The sequence below is a fragment of the Jannaschia sp. L-14R genome, from assembly GCF_056857695.1.
Window position 1 is genome coordinate 538,977 of record NZ_JBSXNP010000010.1, and the last position, 19,584, is coordinate 558,560.

Annotated in this window: 17 protein-coding genes; 13 read left to right on the forward strand and 4 right to left on the reverse strand. The window is 63.6% G+C overall.

Translation table 11 applies throughout. The features are described from left to right. Positions 1-63: 63 nt before the first annotated feature. Positions 64-1,140, reverse strand: a complete 1,077-nt coding sequence (locus AC13C2_RS10985; protein WP_482886822.1) for a DUF6456 domain-containing protein — start codon at positions 1,138-1,140, stop codon at positions 64-66. A gap of 222 nt (positions 1,141-1,362) precedes the next feature. Between AC13C2_RS10985 and AC13C2_RS10990 the strand changes: the two genes are divergently transcribed. Next, positions 1,363-1,659 carry a DUF6477 family protein gene (locus tag AC13C2_RS10990; RefSeq protein WP_245737550.1) on the forward strand — a complete coding sequence of 99 codons (297 nt, stop codon included), beginning with the start codon at positions 1,363-1,365 and terminating at the stop codon, positions 1,657-1,659. A 13-nt stretch (positions 1,660-1,672) separates the two neighbouring features. Here the strand turns inward: AC13C2_RS10990 and AC13C2_RS10995 are convergent, their stop codons facing one another. Next, entirely contained in the window at positions 1,673-3,217 is a 1,545-nt protein-coding gene (locus AC13C2_RS10995; protein ID WP_482886823.1) for a trimethylamine methyltransferase family protein, read from the reverse strand. Positions 3,218-3,373: 156 nt separating this feature from the next. Between AC13C2_RS10995 and guaA the strand changes: the two genes are divergently transcribed. Both guaA and AC13C2_RS11005 read left to right on the forward strand, forming a co-directional pair. Next, entirely contained in the window at positions 3,374-4,945 is a 1,572-nt protein-coding gene (guaA, locus tag AC13C2_RS11000; RefSeq protein WP_482886824.1) for a glutamine-hydrolyzing GMP synthase, read from the forward strand. Between the two features lie 202 nt (positions 4,946-5,147). Next, on the forward strand, positions 5,148-6,182 hold the full coding sequence (locus tag AC13C2_RS11005; RefSeq protein ID WP_482886825.1) for a Gfo/Idh/MocA family protein: 1,035 nt from the start codon (positions 5,148-5,150) through the stop codon (positions 6,180-6,182). A 610-nt stretch (positions 6,183-6,792) separates the two neighbouring features. Here the strand turns inward: AC13C2_RS11005 and AC13C2_RS11010 are convergent. Together AC13C2_RS11010 and AC13C2_RS11015 are read right to left on the reverse strand one after the other, a co-directional pair. After that, a complete protein-coding gene (locus AC13C2_RS11010; protein ID WP_482886826.1) occupies positions 6,793-7,644 on the reverse strand; it encodes a sugar phosphate isomerase/epimerase family protein in 852 nt (283 codons plus the stop codon). Further along, positions 7,641-8,576, reverse strand: coding sequence for a sugar-binding transcriptional regulator (locus tag AC13C2_RS11015; RefSeq protein WP_092761830.1), 936 nt, complete (start codon positions 8,574-8,576; stop codon positions 7,641-7,643). The genes AC13C2_RS11010 and AC13C2_RS11015 overlap by 4 nt, the downstream gene beginning before the upstream one ends. A 106-nt stretch (positions 8,577-8,682) precedes the next feature. On the opposite strand from AC13C2_RS11015, the gene AC13C2_RS11020 reads away from it, so the two are divergent. The 10 genes from AC13C2_RS11020 to AC13C2_RS11065 all read left to right on the forward strand — a co-directional run bounded on the left by AC13C2_RS11020 (position 8,683) and on the right by AC13C2_RS11065 (position 19,564). Next, entirely contained in the window at positions 8,683-10,173 is a 1,491-nt protein-coding gene (locus AC13C2_RS11020) for an FGGY-family carbohydrate kinase (protein WP_482886827.1), read from the forward strand. Next, complete coding sequence (locus tag AC13C2_RS11025) at positions 10,170-11,174, forward strand: thiamine pyrophosphate-dependent dehydrogenase E1 component subunit alpha (protein WP_424338159.1); 1,005 nt, start codon at positions 10,170-10,172, stop codon at positions 11,172-11,174. The genes AC13C2_RS11020 and AC13C2_RS11025 overlap by 4 nt, the downstream gene beginning before the upstream one ends. Then, positions 11,171-12,163 carry an alpha-ketoacid dehydrogenase subunit beta gene (locus tag AC13C2_RS11030; protein WP_092761836.1) on the forward strand — a complete coding sequence of 331 codons (993 nt, stop codon included), beginning with the start codon at positions 11,171-11,173 and terminating at the stop codon, positions 12,161-12,163. The genes AC13C2_RS11025 and AC13C2_RS11030 overlap by 4 nt, the downstream gene beginning before the upstream one ends. After that, positions 12,151-13,335: an alpha/beta fold hydrolase gene (locus tag AC13C2_RS11035; protein ID WP_482886828.1), complete on the forward strand. Its 1,185-nt coding sequence runs from the start codon at positions 12,151-12,153 to the stop codon at positions 13,333-13,335. Before AC13C2_RS11030 ends, AC13C2_RS11035 begins: the two co-directional genes overlap by 13 nt. Before the next feature lie 74 nt (positions 13,336-13,409). Beyond that, positions 13,410-14,393: an autoinducer 2 ABC transporter substrate-binding protein gene (locus tag AC13C2_RS11040; protein ID WP_092761840.1), complete on the forward strand. Its 984-nt coding sequence runs from the start codon at positions 13,410-13,412 to the stop codon at positions 14,391-14,393. Positions 14,394-14,459: 66 nt separating this feature from the next. Continuing rightward, the gene (locus AC13C2_RS11045; protein ID WP_092761842.1) at positions 14,460-15,962 is read left to right on the forward strand and encodes a sugar ABC transporter ATP-binding protein; all 1,503 of its coding nucleotides are present in this window, start codon (positions 14,460-14,462) and stop codon (positions 15,960-15,962) included. Between the two features lie 50 nt (positions 15,963-16,012). Beyond that, positions 16,013-17,002 (forward strand): ABC transporter permease, encoded by a 990-nt coding sequence (locus tag AC13C2_RS11050; protein ID WP_092761844.1) that lies wholly within the window; start codon positions 16,013-16,015, stop codon positions 17,000-17,002. Then, a complete protein-coding gene (locus AC13C2_RS11055) occupies positions 16,999-17,973 on the forward strand; it encodes an ABC transporter permease (protein WP_482886829.1) in 975 nt (324 codons plus the stop codon). The genes AC13C2_RS11050 and AC13C2_RS11055 overlap by 4 nt, the downstream gene beginning before the upstream one ends. After that, positions 17,970-18,971: a dihydroxyacetone kinase subunit DhaK gene (locus AC13C2_RS11060; RefSeq protein WP_092761848.1), complete on the forward strand. Its 1,002-nt coding sequence runs from the start codon at positions 17,970-17,972 to the stop codon at positions 18,969-18,971. Before AC13C2_RS11055 ends, AC13C2_RS11060 begins: the two co-directional genes overlap by 4 nt. Continuing rightward, on the forward strand, positions 18,968-19,564 hold the full coding sequence (locus tag AC13C2_RS11065) for a dihydroxyacetone kinase subunit L (RefSeq protein WP_092761850.1): 597 nt from the start codon (positions 18,968-18,970) through the stop codon (positions 19,562-19,564). The genes AC13C2_RS11060 and AC13C2_RS11065 overlap by 4 nt, the downstream gene beginning before the upstream one ends. Positions 19,565-19,584 lie beyond the last annotated feature (20 nt).

The window sequence follows — 19,584 nt, forward strand, 5'->3', positions numbered from 1 at the left end:
AAATTGTCCTAACACGCCGCCTTGTGCCGGGCGGCGTGTTCATTTTCCGGCGAGCATGATGATCTAACGGTGCAGGCTGTCGTAGTGTCCGGCCAGTCGCTGCAATGCGATCCGCAGGACGATTTTGCCGGACCGCGCGGCCCACCCCATACGCTTTTCAGCTGTTTCCAGACCTTCCAGAAAACAGCACACCCGCAGCACCACATCAGCCAGACCTGGACCCAGGGCACGCAATGCCTGACTGACCCGTTCGCGTGCATCCTTGGGGCCTGAACAATTGCTGCCGGGGCCCATCTGTCCGCGCCCCCCCGCAGTCAGGAACCTCTCCCAGTTCTGGCCGACGCGCGGACCCATCTGCGCCCGTTCGAAATCTTCGCGCAGACGTTCGCCCGCAATGACCAGATCCATGCTCAGGAACGGTTTGCCATCGCGATCCTTCTTGCGGGCCAGGGCCCCCAGCGGAGATTCCGCCAGATTGATACGCATGACTTCATCGCCGCGCGGGCCAGGAACCGCCCGTTCGCCCATTTCCATATGCTGAGTCAGGAAAGGGCTGGGTGACTCGGCCATGCCCCGCGCTTCCTGTCGCGCGTTCAGCGTGTCGTTCAGAAGACGCTTCAAAGCGGCGCGCCCGGCCTCGGTGATGCGATAGCGGGTGACGCGACCAGCCTTGAAACAGCTTACCCAGTCTTTCAGCACGAAGGCCTGGGCCACGGATTTTTGCACCGTCGCGGTGCGAGTCGGCGTCTCGCCATTTTCGCGCAGGACGACGGCTTGCGGCATGCCCTGCCCGACCGCAAGGAAGGCATCGCCTTCACACAGGCGTCGCAGGACGCGCCGGGCCTCGCGGTTGAGGGTTTCGTCGTCGATCAGGGTTGCGCGTTGGGGAATGGCGGACATGGGGGATATATCCTTTGCTGCTGTGGAATCCGTACCGTCAATGGCGGCTTCTGCGAGCCGTTCGATAATGTCGTCCACAAGCGGGTCATCCCGGCGTTGCTCGATACGCCGCACCTGCCGCAACACGGTCGATGCCGCACAGCCCGACTCCTCGGCGACGGCACGCAGAGGGCGCCCCTCAAAGGCATGCGCGACATAGGCGCGGGCCGATCCGGGGACCCAGTCGGGCCACCTTTCCATGGGGCGATCTGCAAGGCGGGACGGCATTGAAAACTCCGAAACGGGTCCTGTGGAAAACTTGGCCCAGAACTCGCTCCGATTGGTTACCAAGACGTTAATCATCCACGGCCCGGCCACAATTGTTTCCAAAGTGTAAACGCAACAACGCATGCGAACGGTGCTTTTGGAAACCGCGCAACAATGCCGTCCGGTGGCGCAGGATCAGGGCAATCGCAACACAAGATGGACCTGCCCAAGATGTGCAAGATTTCTTCCGAACTCGCCGCCCTTCGTCGCCCCGGCCTGCTGGTCGATGCCGCCAACCACGGCTCAGCCCGATACGAACGCCGCCGCGATCTGCGTCGGATGCTACGCGTTGCGATCCCTGCATCGCCCCGCGCGGCGTTGGAAAAACTTCTACCGATCGAGGCCGCACTGGAGCGACGCCGCCAGACCTCAGACAAAAACTACAGCTTCGTCCGCCACGTCGACATCCTTGTCGCGCTGGTGTCCGAGGCACGGGCCTTCGGACGCGCCTGAAGCGGCACCGCCATTACATGAAGGCGTCGGGCATCCCGGATTTCTTCTCGGCCACATATGAGATCAGGGCCTCGCGTATTGCGGGGTCCAGAGCAGGTTGCTCATAAGTCGCTAATAACTTTTCTACCCGGGCCGAGGCCAACGCGCGGGTATCCCGCGACCCCTCGTCCGCCCATGTCTCATAGGATTTGTAATCCAGTAATTGCGACTTCCAGAAGGCTTGTTTGTAGTTCGCCTGGGTATGCGCACAGCCCAGAAAATGCCCGCCGGGGCCTACTTCTCGCAGAGCATCCATCGCTTGCGCGTTCTCGTCGATCTCAACTCCGCGTGCCAACCCGTGCAAAACGCCCAACTGATCGGCGTCCATCACGAACTTTTCGAAATCGGCGACCAGACCCCCTTCCAGCCAGCCGCAGGCATGCAGCATGAAATTGACCCCCGACAGCAACCCTGTGTTCAGTGAATTCGCTGTCTCATAGGCCGCCTGTGCGTCCGGCAGTTTTGATCCGTTGAATGACCCGGCGCTGCGATACGGCAGACCCAGCCGTCGTGCAAGTTGCCCCGCACCATAGGTAATTTGCGCCGCTTCCGGTGTGCCGAACGTCGGCGCCCCCGAATTCATGTCGATCGACGTAACGAACGCCCCGAAAACCACGGGCGCGCCCGCACGTACCAACTGGCTATAGGCGACACCGGCCATCACTTCAGCCAGAACCTGCGTCAGTGTGCCTGCAACTGAAACCGGCGCCATCGCCCCGCCCACGATGAAGGGGCTGATTATGACGGCCTGATTGGCCTTCGCATAGACTTCCAACGCGCCCATCATGATCGAATCGAAGGTCAGCGGAGAGTTGATGTTGATCAGGCTGATCATCGCGGTGCGGTCGTTCAGGCCCGATCCGGTACCGTCGTCGAACAGGATGTCGCACATCTCGACCGAATCGGCGGCGCGGCTGGCTTCGGTCACCGAGCCCATGAAGGGTTTATCGGTCAGTGTCATATGCGCGAGCAACATATCGAAATGTCGTTTGTTGACCGGAATGTCCGTCGGCTCGCAGACCGTGCCGCCCGAATGGTGAAGCCACTTGGACATATGCCCCAGCTTCACAAACTTGTGGAAATCCTCCAGCGTGGCATAACGCCGACCGCCCGCATCGCGCACGAAAGGTGGGCCATAGACCGGAGCCAGCACCAGGTTACGTCCGCCGATCTCGACATTGCGGTCAGAGTTGCGGGCGATCTGGGTAAACCGAGAGGGTGCGGTGGCGCATAACTTGCGGGCCAATCCCTTGGGAATATGCACCCGGTCTCCGCGCACATCCGCCCCGGCCTGACGCCATAACTCAAGCGCAGTCTCGTTCTCGGGGAAGGCGACGCCGATTTCTTCCAGTACGACTTCGGCATTGGTCTCGATGATCTCAAGCGCTTCAGCCGTCAGAATCTCGAAGTCGGGGATGCCGCGGGTGATGTAGGCTGCCTGCTCGACCTTGGTGCTTGTGCGCTCCGCCCGCCGGGCCGCGCCACCGCCGCCCCGCCGTCCCCTTGCCGCTTCCGCCATGACAAACCCCTTCGGTTCCTTATCCTGAGCCGACTGCTACCCCGCGCCAAGCCGCCCTCACCCACCGTTTGCGTCCCGGCGGGGCCAAAGGCGACATCGCCTAATAGCGGGGTCCAATACTTGCCCCCCGCCCAGCCCCGGCGTAAGCCGCGCGGCATGGATATGCCCGATCATCAACGCCTTCTCATCGTGGACTTCGGATCGCAGGTTACGCAGCTTATCGCGCGGCGTCTGCGGGAACTGAATGTATACTGCGAAATCCACCCGTTTCAGAACGTGACGCCCGACTTTCTGCGCGACTTCGCCCCCAGGGCGGTGATCCTGTCGGGCGGTCCGGCCAGCGTGCCCGACGCGGATAGCCCCCGTCCGCCTGCGGAAGTCTTCGACCTGGACGTGCCGGTTCTGGGTATTTGCTACGGCCAGCAGGTGATGATGCAGATGCTGGGCGGTCTGGTCATCCGCGGCGAGGGAACGGCGGAGTTCGGGCGCGCTTTTGTCACTCCATCACAACCGCTGGATCTGCTACAAGGCTGGTTCGACGGCCCCGAATCGACGGGCCGCGAACAGGTCTGGATGTCACACGGCGATCACGTCAGCCGCCTTGCCGACGGCTTCGAGGTCTATGCCACCTCGTCCGGCGCACCCTTCGCCGTGGTCGCCGACACCGACCGCCATTTTTATGGCATGCAGTTCCATCCCGAAGTTCACCACACCCCCAAGGGCGCCAAGCTCTACGAGAATTTCGTAAGGCTGGCCGGGTTCACCGGCGACTGGACGATGGCCGGGTATCGCGAGCAGGCCATAACGGCGATCCGCGAACAGGTCGGGACTGACAAGGTAATCTGCGCCCTGTCCGGCGGCGTCGATTCTTCGGTCGCAGCGGTCCTGTTGCACGAAGCGATCGGCGATCAACTGACCTGCGTCTTCGTCGACCACGGGCTTTTGCGGCAGGGTGAAGGCGAGGAAGTCGCGAAGATGTTTCGCGACAACTATAACCTTCCCCTGATCCACGCCAATGAAGAGGAGCTGTTTCTGGGTCAGCTCGACGGTGTGTCCGACCCCGAAACCAAACGCAAGATCATCGGTAAGCTGTTTATCGACGTCTTCCAGAAGCATGCCGACGCAATCGAAGGCGTCAAGTTTCTGGCACAGGGCACCCTTTACCCCGATGTCATCGAATCGGTCAGCTTTTCCGGCGGCCCCTCGGTCACCATCAAATCGCATCACAACGTCGGCGGGCTGCCCGAAAAGATGGGCCTGAAACTGGTCGAACCCCTGCGCGAACTGTTCAAGGACGAGGTGCGCGCCCTGGGTCGCGAACTTGGTTTGCCGCCCAGTTTCATTGGTCGCCACCCCTTCCCCGGCCCCGGTCTGGCCATTCGGTGTCCCGGTGAAATCACCCGCGAAAAGCTGACGATTCTGCGCCGCGCCGATGCCGTCTACATCGATCAGATCCGCAAGCACGGTCTGTATGACGATATCTGGCAGGCCTTCGTGGCGATCCTGCCGGTCCGCACGGTCGGCGTCATGGGCGACGGGCGCACATATGATTTCGCCTGCGCCCTGCGGGCCGTCACCTCGGTTGATGGCATGACCGCCGATTATTACCCGTTCACCCATGACTTCCTGGGCGAAACCGCAACCCGCATCATCAATGAGGTGCCGGGCATCAATCGCGTGACCTACGACATCACGTCCAAGCCTCCGGGTACCATCGAATGGGAATGAACCTAGGATGTCTGATTATCCGCTTAAGTACGAATTGTTTGTTTAGTATATAGTGAAAAACAGTCCGCGCGTTTCATCAAACGCTATTGCGGTATAAGTATTTATATAAGGTGCTAATACATAAGCAAAGCTCAAGCGTGACACGCGCCGGATGCAACGTGATCGCAAGGCTTGCCGGTATATGGAAATGGGAATCGTCTGAATGGCCAAACGTTGTCGTGTCGGAGTCGTCGGATGTGGCTTCTTTTCTCAAAACCATCTCAACTCATGGCATTCCCTACACGCTCAGGGTGTCGACCTTGTGGCCGTTTGCGATTTGTCACGGGAGCAGGCCGAAAAAGCCGCGAAGGCCTTTTCAGTTCCCGGCATTCATACCGATATGGCTGCGATGATCGCCGAGGGTGACCTCGACATCGTCGATATTGTCACACAGGTGAACTCTCACAGGGCGCTGGTCTCGCAGTCACTTGATGCCGGGATTGCCACCATTGTTCAAAAACCCTTTGGTCGCTCGCTTGCTGAATGCGAGGGAATGCTTGCCAAGGCGCAGGCATCGGGACAGTTTCTGGCCGTGCATGAGAACTTTCGCTTTCAGCACCCGCACATGATGATCAGCGACATCCTGGCATCAGGCAAAATCGGCGATCCCACCTGGGGACGGATCAGTTTTCGAACCGGCTATGACATCTATTCAGGGCAACCCTATCTGAGGGAAGAGGAGCGGTTCATCCTGACCGACGTGGGCGTGCACGTCCTTGATCTTGCGCGCGTCTTTTTCGGAGAAGTCCACCACCTGTCTGCCGAATTGCAGCGCCGGGATCGTGACGTAAAGGGAGAAGATACGGCGACGATGATGCTGCGGCACCTGTCCGGCGCGGTCAGCGTGGTAGAGTGCACGTATGCTTCACAGCAGCTACCGGACCCCTTCCCCGCCACGCTCATTGAAATCGAAGGCACACGAGGCGCACTCCGCCTCGGTGCCGATATGAGCCTGACGGTCTCGTCCGGCGATCAGTCGACGACCATCAATGCCGACGCCGCCGTTCTTAGTTGGGCGGAGCGGCCTTGGCATGTAGTTCAGGACAGTGTGCGCAACACCTGCCAGCACATTTTGAATCGATGGAAGGAAGGGAAGCCGGCCTCAGTTTCCGCTGTCGACAATATCAAAACCTACGCGCTCTGCGATGCCGCATACGAAGCCGCCGTGAGCGGTAACGCAACGCGACCAAAGCACTGAAGCGCTGCCACCTGTATCCAGGCCCGAGGACATGGCTTCACATTCGGATGCAGGTTCATAAAATGCCTGGCGGAGAATGTCCGCGCCTGTTGGTTGCGCAATTGTCGTTCGGCACTCGCAGCGAATTCGGCTCGGCGCACATCGCGCCAATAGCAGAGTTGAACTTTCACACGCGCCGTAGTCTGGCACCGAACAGGATCTCTATCCTGTTGTGCCGTTTGACTTGTTTGATAGGGTCTCCGCCCTTGGTCCGCCCGATCAGCCAAGCACGCTCCTTTTTCAACCGCAGTCTGGACGCCGTGCAATGCGCCTGAGGCAGATCGCATCCACGGCCCGGGTTCCTGACAGGCTGAAACAGGAAATATCCCAACTGCGACCACAGAAAACGCGTTCACCCGATCAACTTGCAACAGAACTGACGAAGCGTCGCGATACGCGCTTCCGCTTCAGCCGACCGGAAAACGGACCGGGTCGAACGGCGTGCCGGTCGATATCCATTAACCTTGGCATGGGACCAGGGGAAAGAACGGCAGAGGGCAGTCGATGAACAATCGCAGGCTACTCCCCCCACTAACTGCAAGGTTCCACACCCTGTTACATCCGATGCCGGTCAGATCAGCCGGTATTGTGCCGCCTTGTTACGCAAGAACGGCAGGCCCCGTTCCAGTACGACATCGCGACTCTCGGCAACCGGGCGCCACACGGCGAGGCCATTGGCAATCTCGGGCGGCATATCAATGAAGCTTTCCATGGCAAGACCACCGTTGAACCCTACTGCCGCCAGCGCGCCATAGACCTCGTCCCACCGCACGTTGCCCGCACCCGGCGTGCCCCGGTCCGACTCCGACAGGTGGATATAGGCCAGATGGTCCCGTCCCTCCAGAATGCCCATCGCAATGCCACGCTCCTCGATATTCATGTGATAGGTATCGAGATGCAGGAACATGTTCTCTGCGCCGATCCGCTCGATCATCTCGATGCCTTGGCGGGCCGTGTTGATCAAATGGCTCTCGTAGCGGTTCACCGGCTCGATGCCGAAGCGCATCCCAAGACGCGCGGCATGGGCTGCGGCACGATCCAACGTGATGGCGACATGGTCCAGTTCCTCCGTTGTGGGCGGCGTGCCGGTGGTCTCGCCGATACCGCCATATGTCACGCCCGACAGCGCTTCGGCCCCGATCGCATGGGCCACGTCGAGCGCGCCCGTCAGGAATGCGACGGCGTCGTCAGGCCCGTGCCGTGACGGCCAGACCGCTTCCGGCAGGCCCAACGAACAGACGGCCGGCAACTCAGCCGCCTCCAGCAGCTCGCGGGAGGCGGTAGGATCGACCGCATCGGGCGATAGCAGCGCGATCTCGATGAAGTCGAAGCCATGGGTCGTCGCGGCTGCGACCGCTCGTTCCGACCCCGCCTTGTCCCAGGTCATCGTCCACATGCTCGTGTGGACCCCAAATCCTTTCATGCTTCATCCTCCTTCAGTATGATCGCCAGCGCCTCATCCACCACGATCCGGTCCACCAGACCGGCGCGCAGCAGGGCGCGCGTCGCCCGCGCCTTGGACGTGCCCGCCGCCAGCAGCGTCACCTCGGCCCGCTTCATGTCATTCAGCCCGATGGCCGGCGTCCGGTCGTTCAGATCGACGGGGGCAAGGGTTCCATCTGCGCGCAGGAACTTGCCCGTCGTATCGGCCACCACTTCCGCCGCCTCCAGCGCGTCCAGATCCGCCGCGTCCAGAACGCCCGATGTGGTCAGCAGCGCGTCGCGCCCACCTTCGCCCACCGACACGATCATATGGGTTGCCGACCGCGCCACTTCCAACGCCTCGCGGACCAGACGCTGGCGCATCAGGACCGCGGCATCCTCGGACGTGTCGGCCAGAAATGGTGCGGGGAGGAACAGGGCCTGCCCCCTCGCGACGGCGGCGATCCGGGCGCAAACGTCGATCGGCCCTTCGGGGCCGGTTCGCACCATCGCCCCCATCAGGGAAACGACGCGCAGGTCCGGGTTTTGCAGACCGGTCAGCGCGTCGGCCATCGCCGACAACGTGCGCCCCCAACCGACGCCAACGGTCAGCGCCCCGGTCGCGGCGACACGGCGAAGCCATCCGGCGGCGACCATCCCGACCGCGTGTCGCGCCGCGCCCTCCGCGCCACCGACGTCCGGTGCGACCAGCGCGTCCTTCAGTCCGAACCGCAGCCGCAACGCCTCGGCCAATGCGAGCGTTCCGCCACTGCGATGGTCCAGCGACACGACGACCTCGCCTGCCGAGCGCGCGTCCGACAACAGGCGTAGCACCTTGAACCGCGACAGCCCCAGCCGCTGTCCCACCTCATCCTGACTCAGTCCACCGACATGATACAGCCAGGCCGCGCGGATACGAATATCGTCGTCCATGTTCACTCCAAACCCGAACTTGACCCAACGTCCCCAGCATCTTACACATGTGTTTGCAGATTGCACAATTGTGCAAATCAGCGTGTAACGGTGGAAGGGGCGCAACATGACCACGTACGTCCTCGGCATCGATGGTGGCACCGAAAGCCTTCGGGCGCGAGTGTTCGATCTCTCCGGACGATCACTCGGCGATCATGCCGCGCCCTATGCGACCGATTTTCCCGCCCCCGGCCATGCCGAGCAGGACCCCGAGGCATGGTGGGCCGCCGCCGGGATTGCCACACGGGGTGCCATCGTGTCTTCGGGTGTGGACCCGGCGGACATCGCGGCGCTGGCTTGCGACACGACAAGCTGCACCGTCGTGGCGCTTGATGTGGCTGGAACCCCTGTCCGCCCTTGTCTTTTGTGGATGGACGTCCGCGGCCATCGGCAGGCAGCAGACGTTCTGGCCACCGGCGATCCCGCCCTGCGTATAAACGGCGGCGGTGCCGGGCCGGTCAGTCCGGAATGGATGCTGCCCAAGGCGCTCTGGATCAAACAGCACCAGCCCGATGTCTGGGCGCGTGCCGCGAAGGTGGGCGAATATCAAGACTTTCTGACACTGCGTATGACGGGGCGATGGGTCGCCTCGCTCAACAACATGACGATGCGATGGCATTATCAGACGCGCCATGGCGGCTGGCCCGACGCCCTGCTTGCGCAGATCGACCTGTCAGATCTGCGCGACCGTTGGCCCGCTGAATTTGCCGCTCCGGGCGAAGTGATCGGCCCCCTCACCCGCGAGGCCGCCGTCCATCTGGGCCTGCCCCAGACCTGTCAGGTCGTGCAAGGCGGGGCCGATGCTTTCATCGGCATGATCGGCCTGGGCGTGACACAGCCTGGCGATCTGGCGCTGATCACCGGGTCGTCGCACCTGCAACTGGGCGTCGCGATGCGAGAAACCCACGCGGGAGGCGTCTGGGGCACCTATGCGGATTGCGTTTATCCCAGGCGCCACATCATCGAGGGCGGCCAGACCTCTACCGGTTCAGTCATCGCCTGGTACAAGCGCAATTTCGCTCCCGATACCGCCTACGAGGATCTGAACGCCGCCGCCGCCGCCCTGCCGCCCGGGGCCGAGGGCTTGCTGGCAGTGGACCATTTCCAAGGCAACCGGACACCTCATACCGACGCGCTGGCCCGCGGGGCCGTCACCGGCTTGACGCTCAAGCACACCTCCGCACATGTCTATCGCGCGCTGATCGAAGGCATCTGCTTTGGCACCCGCTCCATCATCAGTGCCTTCGGCGGCGCATTCGAGGCGCGGCGCATCGTGGTTGCAGGCGGGGCCGTAAACGCGCCCTTCTGGCTGCAAACCCACGCCGATACGCTGGGCTTGCCGCTGGAGGTCACCGAACAGCCCGAGGCACCTTGTCTGGGTGCCGCTATCCTCGCCGCCGTCGGCGCCGGTGCTTATCCCGACATCGACGCGGGTTGCGCCGCCATGGTCCGCACGTCGCGCGTAATCGTGCCAGACATGGACGCACATGCTGCCTACGCCCCCATGTTTGACCGCTACCAAGCCGCCTTTGGCGCATTGAAGAAACTTCGTGAATGACCTTTGCAAACGACGCTCCCCTCGCCCGCTATCGTACGATGCGCCGGATCCGAACCTTCGAGGAGCGGGTGGGGGAATTGTTCCTCAAAGGCGAATCCGCAGGATCCATGCTGCATCTGTCCATCGGAGAGGAGGCCGTCGTCGGCCTGACTGACCACATGGCCGAAGGCGATACGTTCACCACCCACCACCGCGGCCACGGCATATTTCTGGCGCGCGGGGCCGATCCGATGCGGATGCTGGCCGAAATCGCTGGACGCGAGGCCGGGTATTGTCGTGGCAAGGGTGGCTCCATGCATATCGCAGATCGGGGTCTGGGTCATCTGGGCGCGAACGCCATCGTCGGTGGCGGCATCCCGCATGTGGTGGGAGCCGGGATCACAGCGCGCAACACCGGCACGCGGGCCGTATCAGTGGCTTTCTTCGGCGACGGTGGCATGGGTCAGGGTATTCTGTACGAGGCGATGAACATGGCCGCGCTCTGGAAGCTTCCGGTCGTGTTCTGCTGCATCAACAACCAGTACGGCATGGGAACGCGGGTCGACCGCTCTGCCGGACGACAGGATTTCCCCGCACGGGCCGAGGCGTTCGGACTGCGGGCCGCCCGCGCCGACGGATCGGACGTCGAGGCGGTGCATGACGCGGCGCAGGCCATCGTCGAGGGGGCCCGCGACGGACAGCCCGGCTTCATGGAGATCGACGCCTACCGCTTCCACGGTCATGCACGCATGGACAAATCACCCTATCGCACCCCGGAGGAGGAGGAGGAGGGCCGCGCCCGCGACCCGCTTGCCACTGCCCGCACGTCTCTGGCCGACGACACCTTGCTCGACACCATCGACGCCGAGGCGGAGGCTGAGATGGATACCGCCATGAAGACCGCCATCGCCGCCACCCCTCCGGCATCGGACACGATGTTCCAGGACGTCTACGACCCGTCCACCCCCGCGCCGCGTCCGCAGCGCGCCCGCCTCGCCGATGTTCTGGAGGAACGAGCATGACCCAGACCACATATCGCGACGCCCTGCTTCAGGCCCTGCTGGATGCGATGGATGCCGACGAGACAGTTATTCTGATGGGCGAGGAGGTCGGGCTTTACGGCGGGGCTTACGGTGTGACCAAGGGTATGCTCGACCGGTTCGGGGCCAACCGCGTGATCGACACGCCCATTTCCGAGCCTGCAATCGTCGGGGCTGCCATTGGCGCGGCGATGACCGGGCTGCGCCCCGTGGCCGAGATCATGTACGTGGATTTCGCGGGTATGGTCATGGACCAGCTCGCCAATCAGGCGGCCAAGTCGCGCTATATGTTCGGCGGTCAGATCGGCGTACCGATGGTTCTGCGCACCCAGGGCGGCACCGGCCGGTCGGCGGCGGCCCAGCACTCCCAGTCGCTGGAGGCCTGGATGATGCACACCCCCGGATTGCGCCTGTGCATGCCCGGCACGGTGTCGGATGCCTATCACCTTTTGCGCGACGCCATGCGACAGCCGGACCCGGTGGTCTTCATCGAGCACAAGGGGCTGTATACGATGAAGGGCGAGATCGGGGATGTGCCTGATGCGCCATGGGGCCAACCTGCGATCCGCCGCCGGGGCGGCGACCTGACCATCGCCAGCTATTCGCGCATGTTGCAGGAAACGCTGACTGCCGCCGAGGCCCTTGCCCCCGAAATCGAGACCGAAGTCGTCGATCTTCGCTGCCTCAACCCGCTGGACGACGGCCCCTTGATGGACAGCGTGCGCCGTACCGGACGCTGCCTGATCGTGACCGAAGCCGTGACCACATGCTCCGTCGCATCCGAGATCGCGGCGCGTGTCAGCGAACAGTGTTTCGACTGGTTGGAAGAGCCGCCCCTGCGTTTGGGCGGCGAGGATATTCCCATCCCCGTCTCGCCCGCCCTGGAACGCGCCTCGATCCCCGACGCGCGTCTGATCGAAGACGTCGCGCGCTGGCTTGTCGCGCGGGAGGCACCGTCATGGGCCGCGTAATCCTCACCCTGCCCCGTCTGGGCGAGACGATGGAGGAGGCGAAGGTCACCGAATGGCTCGTCGCCATCGGCGCAGTCTATGCACGCGGGGACGTCCTGCTGGAGGTGGAAACCGACAAGACCGTCGTCGAAGTGCCCGCGCTGGCCGCAGGCACTCTGCTGAAACAGCTTGTGGCCCCCGGCGACATGGTTGAACTCGACGCACCCATCGCCGAGGTCGAGCAGGAAGGTGATGTTTCGGTCGCCGGTCCCGAGCCTACGGCACCGATTCCGACCGCCGATATGCCGGCCCCGACGAAACCTGCACCGACGCCGCCGTCCGCACCACGAGACGCCAGCGGCCGCATCGCCGCTTCTCCCGCCGCGCGGGCCGAGGCACGCAGACGCGGGGTGTCGCTTTCAGGTATGTCCGGCAGCGGGCGGCGCGGGCGCATTACCGCCGATGACGTCGGGGGCGATGATGACGGAACCGTTGTCCTGATCCACGGCCTGTTCGACAATTCGACCGGCTGGCGCGGCTTGCCGCAGCGCCTGGCGCGACGCGGCCTCGCCTGTATCACGCTTGACCTGCCTGGCCACGGTACCGACACCACGTCTGCCGACACATTTGATCAGGCAGCGGCCCTGCTGGCCGACCGCCTCCCCATTGGTCCTCTGCACCTCGTCGGCCATTCGCTCGGGGCCGCCCTTGCCGCGCGCCTTGCCACCCGGATCGGTGCGCGTGCGCGGTCCCTGACACTTTTCGCACCTGCCGGTCTAGGGGCTGCGATCTCGGCAGACTTTCTGACAGGTATGGCACAAGCCAGTTCCGCAGAGGCATTGAAGACAGTGCTGGCCCTTCTGGACGGCGGACCGATCTCCGACGCAGCCATTGCACAGCAACTGCCCCAGCATCTCGCGGGCCTCGCCGTACGGTCCCGGCTGGCCGAAGCGGTCGCGCGGGATGGCAGGCAACAGATCGACGCCACGGCCGACATTGCAGCCGCGCCCTGCCCCGTCACGGTCGTCTTCGGAACCGCCGATCGAATCCTTGACTGGCGCGATGTAGCCCATCTGCCGGCCGAGACGCGCATCCACCTCATCCCGAACGCGGGGCACCTGCCCCATCTTGTTCGGCCCGATCTTGCCGCAGCGCTCATCGCGCCCCGGCATGACCCTGCGGAAACTGCTTGATCGAGCTGCTCCGCTGTTTACCGTGCGTAGGCATAACCCCGGTTGAGACCGGGATAACTTCTGGGAGGAAGACAATGAAACACCTGATCACCACCGCCGCTGCGTTGATGGCGACAACGATGCTGGCCACACCCGTTCTGGCGGACGCCCATAGCAAGCAGATGGCCACCGTCGTCAAGATCGATGGCATCGCCTGGTTCAACCGCATGCGTCTGGGCGTGGATGAGTACGCCGCCGAGACCGGCAATAACGCCTATCTGGTAGGTCCGGCCCAGGCCGACCCGCAGCAGCAGGTCGCGCTGATCGAGGACATGATCGCGCAGGGTGTCGATGCCCTTCTGGTCGTGCCTATGTCGCCAGAAGCGATCGAGCCTGTGCTGGGCCGTGCGATGGACGCTGGCATCACCGTCATCACCCACGAGGCGGCGAGCCAGGAAAACACCCTGTATGACATCGAGGCCTTCAAGAACGAGGACTTCGGCGCCAACCTGATGGATCGCATGGCCGCCTGCATGGAGGAGGAGGGCGAATATGCCGTATTTGTCGGTTCGCTGGGCAGCCAGACCCACAATCAGTGGGTCGACGGCGCGATCGCCCGACAGCAGGAAGCCTATCCAAACATGACTCTCGTCGGCGATAAGAACGAGACCGCCGACGATCAGCAGCAGGCCTATGCCAAGGCCCAGGAAGTGCTGCGGGCCTTCCCGAACATCAAGGGCTTGCAAGGATCTGCCTCGACCGACGTGGCCGGTATCGGCCTCGCCATCGAGGAGCGCGGGATGGAGGACGCGACCTGCGTCTTCGGCACGTCACTGCCGTCCATCGCGGGTCAGTACATGGAGACGGGAGCCGTCGACGGCATCGGCTTCTGGGACCCCAAGATTGCGGGCATCGCGATGAACAAGGTCGCGATGATGGTGATGAACGGCGAAGAGATCACCGACGGCATGGACCTCGGGCTTGAAGGCTACGAGGCCGTGACGCTGGAAGGCAAGGTCATAACCGGCAAGGCCTTCGTCGACGTCGATGCGTCCAATATGGGCGAATACGACTTCTGATCGTCCCGATCCTCTCCTTGGCGCGCCCCCCAAATCGTGGGGGCGCGTCCACAACAGGGACGTACCATGGCCAAGAACCCAGAGACGATGCCGCTCGTGACGCTGGAGTCGGTTACGAAACGCTACGCCGCGATCACCGCGCTGGACGGCGTCGACCTGAACATCCACGCCGGAGAGGCCGTGTGCCTTGCCGGTGAGAACGGATCGGGCAAATCGACGCTCATCAAGGTGCTGGTGGGGGTGGAACAACCCTCGGCGGGTCGTGTCCTGTTCGACGGCGTGCCCCAGACCCGGCTGACCCCGACGACCGCGACCTCCGCCGGGGTCCAGGTCATTTTTCAGGATTTCAGCCTGTTCCCGAACCTGTCCGTCGCCGAGAACATCTCGATGACCGCCGAACGGGCAACCGGCACGCTTATGGTGCGTCGCGCCCGCGCCCGCGCCCGCGCCGCTGAAGTGCTGGCGCGCGTCGGCGTGGACCTAGACCTCGACGCCCGCGTCGAACGCCTGCCCGTTGCGCACAAGCAACTGGTCGCGATCTGCCGTGCGTTGGCCGCTGATGCGCGCCTCATCATCATGGACGAGCCGACGACCGCCCTGACCGAACGCGAGGTCGCGCGCCTGCTGGACCTTATCCGCAGGCTCAAGGCCGATGGCGTGGCCGTCCTTTTCGTGTCCCACAAGCTGGCCGAAGTGCTGGAGGTTTGCGAGACTGTCGTCGTCCTGCGCAACGGGGCCAAGGTCGCCGAAGGACCCGCTGCCGACTTCGACTCCGCCTCGCTGACGCGGGCGATGACCGGGCGAGACGTGGCCTCCGGCCCGCCGACCCCTCTGGATGCCGCTGCACCACCATTGCTCCGCGTCGATGGGCTGTGCCGCGCCGGGGCCTTCGAAGACGTTTCGTTATCTTTGCGCGCAGGCGAGGTTCTGGGGGTGGCGGGCCTGCTGGGTTCGGGGCGCACGACGCTGGCCAAGGCGCTGTTCGGACTGGCCCGACCCGACCGGGGCCAAGTGACATTGAACGGCGCGGCCATTCCGCTGGGCGATCCCATCGCGGCGGCGGCGGCAGGCATCGGCTACGTCCCTGAAGACCGCCTGACTGAAGGCCTGTTTCTGGAACAGAGCATCGCCCACAACATCGCCGTCGGTCGTTTCGACGCCCATTCGCACAGCGGTGTGCTCAACCTGAAAAACCTTTGGGAGGAGGCCACAGTCTGGCTGAAACGCCTGTCGGTCAAGGCCCCCGACCCGACCGCCCCGGTCCGCTCCTTGTCTGGCGGAAATCAACAGCGCGTGGTGCTGGCCCGCTGGATGGCCCGCAAGCCGCGCGTCCTGATCCTGAACGGTCCCAGCGTCGGCGTCGACGTCGGGTCCAAGGCGGAAATCCACGGCATCATGGCCGATCTGGCCGCCAAAGGTCTGGGCGTCATCGTCATCTCCGACGACCTGCCCGAGTTGCTGGCCACCTGTCACCGCATTCTAGTGATGAAGGACGGCATCATCACCGAAGAAGTTTCGGGCGGTGCAGGCGTCACCGAGTCCGAACTGAGCCACAGGCTCGCGTCATGACGGTACAGACAGACTTGACCACAGGCGCAACACAACACAGGCGAAACAGGATGAAATCCATCGACTGGGCCCGCAACGAAACCCTCGTCTTCGTCGTTATCGTCGCGTTCTGTGCGCTGGCGGCCATCAGCGACCCGAACTTCCTGTCGATCCCGACACTGACCGACCTGATGCGCAATTCGATCGTGCTTGGCATCTTTGCCGTAGGCGCGATGGTTGTGCTGGTATCAGGCGGCATCGACGTCAGCTTCACCGCCGTCGCCGCCTTCGCGATGTATGCCACGACGGTCCTGTTGCGCGACCTTGCCCCCGACCTGCCCTGGCCGCTGGCGTTTGCGATTGCCACGATGATCGGTGCCGTTCTGGGGTCGATCAACGGCGTGCTTATCGCATTCTGCGGTTTGCCGACGCTGATCGTTACACTGGGCACGCTGTCGGTGTTCCGTGGGTCCCTGCTGACTTTTGTCGGCACGCTGCAAATCTCGAACCTTCCGCCGGGGATGCGTGATTTCAGTCGCTGGATGATGGTTCGCGGTACCAATTCGGACGGCTCGTTCTATTCGCTGCCATGGGCCTTCGCGGCGCTGGTCATCATCGTGGCTGCGACTTGGTTCATCCTGAACCGCACCATGTTGGGCCGTGCGATCTATGCCATTGGGGGCGCGCCCGAAAGCGCGCGACGGATCGGCATAAACGTGCGCCGGACGCAGTTTTTCATCTATGTCTTCGTCGGTGCGTTGGCAGGCCTTGCAGGCATCATCCACGCATCGATGGCCCGCATCTCGAATCCGTTCGACCTGGTCGGTCTGGAACTTAGCGTGATCGCCGCCGTCGTGCTGGGTGGCGCGCGTCTGACCGGGGGTGTCGGCACGCTGACCGGTACGTTGCTGGGCGTTGCGCTGATCGTGCTTGTGCGCAATTCGCTGATCGTGATCGGCATTCCCTCGACCTGGCAATCGGTCGCGATCGGCGTCCTGATCATTGTCGGCACCGGCCTGCCCGCGTGGCAGGCGAAACGTGCGGAGGCGCGGGAAACATGATGGGCCGCATCCTGCAGTCGACCGAAGGTCGGTTGGCGATCATAACTCTGGTCGTTTTCATCACCATGTCGATCCTGGCACCCGAGAGGTTCCTGTCGCCCGCCAACCTGACATCCATGGCCTTCCAATTCCCCGAATTCGCGATCCTGGCGCTGGCCGTCGCGGTCGCCATGCTGACCGGGGGGATCGACTTGTCCGTCGTCGGCGCCGCCAACCTCTCCGCCGTGGTCGCGGCCTTGTTCATGAGCCAGTTCGCAGGCACGGTAGCGAATGGCGGCACAGGCACCGGCATCCTGCTGGCGGCCATAGCCTTGTCGCTGGCCGTGGGTCTGGTGACGGGTCTGTTCAACGGTATCCTCGTGGCGACCTTCGGGCTGCCGCCGATCCTTGCGACTCTGGGCACAGGCCTGATTTACACAGGACTTGCCATCGCCATGACCGGGGGCAGCGCGGTGATGGGCCTGCCGCCCGCCGTGGCCTGGGTCGGCAACGGCACGCTGCTTGATATCCCGGTGCCGCTGGTCATTTTCTCCGCTCTTGCCATCGCCCTGGGCTGGGTTCTGAAACGCACTGCCTTCGGGCTCAAGACCCGCATGTTCGGTGCAAACCCCCTTGCCGCGCGCTACGCCGCGATGGACACGGGCCGCGTCCTGCTCAAGGTCTATGCCCTGTGTGGCGTGCTGTCGGCCATCGCGGGACTAATCGTCATGTCGCGCGCCAATTCGGCCAAGGCCGATTACGGCAGCAGCTATCTGCTGCTGGCCGTCCTCATCGCGGTGCTAGGCGGGGTGAATCCTTATGGCGGATACGGTCGGATTGTCGGCGTTGTCCTCGCCGTTCTGTCGATGCAATTCCTGTCTTCGGGCCTAAACCTGCTGCAAGTCACCAACTTCGCGCGCGAAATGATCTGGGGCGTTTTGCTGATCGGCGTGATGCTTATCAACCTTCTCACCTTCCGGAGGAAATCATGAAAAAGATCCTCAACGATCCCGAGGCCTACGTCGACGAAACTCTCGCCGGCCTTTGCGCTGCGCACCCCGAGACCTATCGTCTTGTGGGCGAAGAGGGACGCGCCGTCGCCCGCACCACGCCAGGCCGGGACGGCAAGGTCGGCATCGTGTCGGGCGGCGGATCGGGTCACCTGCCGGTCTTCACCGGCTATGTCGGCGCGGGTTTGCTGGATGCCTGCGCCATCGGCGACGTTTTCGCCTCGCCCACGTCCGAACAGATGGCCGACGCCATCCGTGTCGCCGACCGGGGCGCGGGGGTGCTGCGGCTGTATGGAAACTACGGCGGCGATGTGATGAATTTCGACATGGCCGGCGATCTGGTCGAGATAGAGGATATCGAGACCACCACCGTCCTCTTGGCCGACGACGTCGCCTCCGCCCCGCCCGAGGAGGCCGAGAAGCGGCGCGGCGTGGCAGGCATGGTCTATGCATTCAAGATTGCTGGGGCCGCCGCCGAGGCCGGTCTGGATCTGGCCGGGGTCACACGCGTCGCACAGAAGACCGCCGATGCCTGCCGGTCGGTCGGGGCGGCGCTGTCCTCCTGCACCGTGCCGCAGGCAGGTAAACCCACCTTCGAGATCGGCGAGGACGAGATGGAGATGGGCATGGGTATCCACGGCGAGCCGGGCGTCTGGCGCGACACGCTGCGCCCCGCCGATGCCATTGCCGAAGAGATGTTGGACCGCCTGCTGGCCGATATCGAGATCGGTGGTGGCGACCGCGTGTCGGTCCTCGTGAACTCGCTGGGCGCGACACCGCATGAGGAGCTGTATATCCTCTACCGCAATGTCCACGCCCGGCTGAAAGCGGCGGGTGCCGAGGTCGTAATGCCGCTGGTCGGACGCTATGCGACGTCGATGGAGATGACGGGCGTGTCTTTCACCCTCTGCAAGCTTGACGCGGAATTGGAGGGGTATCTCAAGGCACCCTGCGACTGTGCCTTCTGGATCGTCAAATGATTACCGTCGCCGACCTTCGTGCCGCGTCCCTGCGCCTGCGGGATGCGATGGAGGCGGAGGCCGATGCGCTCAACGCCGCAGACGGCGCGTTGGGTGACGGCGACCTGGGGGTGACGATGCGGCGTGGGTCGCGGGCCGTGGCGGAAAAGGCAGAGGATTTGCCGGAGGATTTCGGCATGGCCCTGATGGCCTGCGCGCAGGCGTTCACCAAGGTGTCGGCGTCGTCCTATGGCACATTACTGGCGACCGGACTGATGGCGGCGGCGAAAGAGGCCAAGGGGCGCGAGGGCATCGACCCTGACGAGCTTCCCGCGTTGCTGGACGCGGCTGTGACCAAGATGATGGCGCGTGGCAAAGCGGAATTGCGCGGCAAGACGGTGCTGGATTCGCTGGATGCAATGGCGCGGGCGCTGACACGCACGGACGACCCCGCCGCGACGGCGGTGCAGGCCGCCGAGGACGCGCAGGTCGCCTTTCGGAGCAAACCCGCCACTGTCGGTCGGGCACGTATCTTCGGCGAGAAATCAGTAGGCATGGACGATCCGGGCATGCTCGCCATGACGAAGATCGTGAAAGCGCTGACCGGACGTTAGGACCGGCCAGCTTTTCACGA

Coding starts and splice junctions, on each gene's coding strand:
- AC13C2_RS11055 (WP_482886829.1), top strand. CDS start 16,999: ATGATGGGCCGCATCCTGCAGTCGACCGAAGGTCGGTTGGCGATCATA.
- AC13C2_RS10985 (WP_482886822.1), bottom strand. CDS start 1,140: ATGGAAAGGTGGCCCGACTGGGTCCCCGGATCGGCCCGCGCCTATGTC.
- AC13C2_RS11030 (WP_092761836.1), top strand. CDS start 11,171: ATGACCCAGACCACATATCGCGACGCCCTGCTTCAGGCCCTGCTGGAT.
- guaA (WP_482886824.1), top strand. CDS start 3,374: ATGGATATGCCCGATCATCAACGCCTTCTCATCGTGGACTTCGGATCG.
- AC13C2_RS11060 (WP_092761848.1), top strand. CDS start 17,970: ATGAAAAAGATCCTCAACGATCCCGAGGCCTACGTCGACGAAACTCTC.
- AC13C2_RS11005 (WP_482886825.1), top strand. CDS start 5,148: ATGGCCAAACGTTGTCGTGTCGGAGTCGTCGGATGTGGCTTCTTTTCT.
- AC13C2_RS11035 (WP_482886828.1), top strand. CDS start 12,151: ATGGGCCGCGTAATCCTCACCCTGCCCCGTCTGGGCGAGACGATGGAG.
- AC13C2_RS11010 (WP_482886826.1), bottom strand. CDS start 7,644: ATGAAAGGATTTGGGGTCCACACGAGCATGTGGACGATGACCTGGGAC.
- AC13C2_RS11020 (WP_482886827.1), top strand. CDS start 8,683: ATGACCACGTACGTCCTCGGCATCGATGGTGGCACCGAAAGCCTTCGG.
- AC13C2_RS11050 (WP_092761844.1), top strand. CDS start 16,013: ATGAAATCCATCGACTGGGCCCGCAACGAAACCCTCGTCTTCGTCGTT.
- AC13C2_RS11025 (WP_424338159.1), top strand. CDS start 10,170: ATGACCTTTGCAAACGACGCTCCCCTCGCCCGCTATCGTACGATGCGC.
- AC13C2_RS10990 (WP_245737550.1), top strand. CDS start 1,363: ATGGACCTGCCCAAGATGTGCAAGATTTCTTCCGAACTCGCCGCCCTT.
- AC13C2_RS11045 (WP_092761842.1), top strand. CDS start 14,460: ATGGCCAAGAACCCAGAGACGATGCCGCTCGTGACGCTGGAGTCGGTT.
- AC13C2_RS11065 (WP_092761850.1), top strand. CDS start 18,968: ATGATTACCGTCGCCGACCTTCGTGCCGCGTCCCTGCGCCTGCGGGAT.
- AC13C2_RS11040 (WP_092761840.1), top strand. CDS start 13,410: ATGAAACACCTGATCACCACCGCCGCTGCGTTGATGGCGACAACGATG.
- AC13C2_RS11015 (WP_092761830.1), bottom strand. CDS start 8,576: ATGGACGACGATATTCGTATCCGCGCGGCCTGGCTGTATCATGTCGGT.
- AC13C2_RS10995 (WP_482886823.1), bottom strand. CDS start 3,217: ATGGCGGAAGCGGCAAGGGGACGGCGGGGCGGCGGTGGCGCGGCCCGG.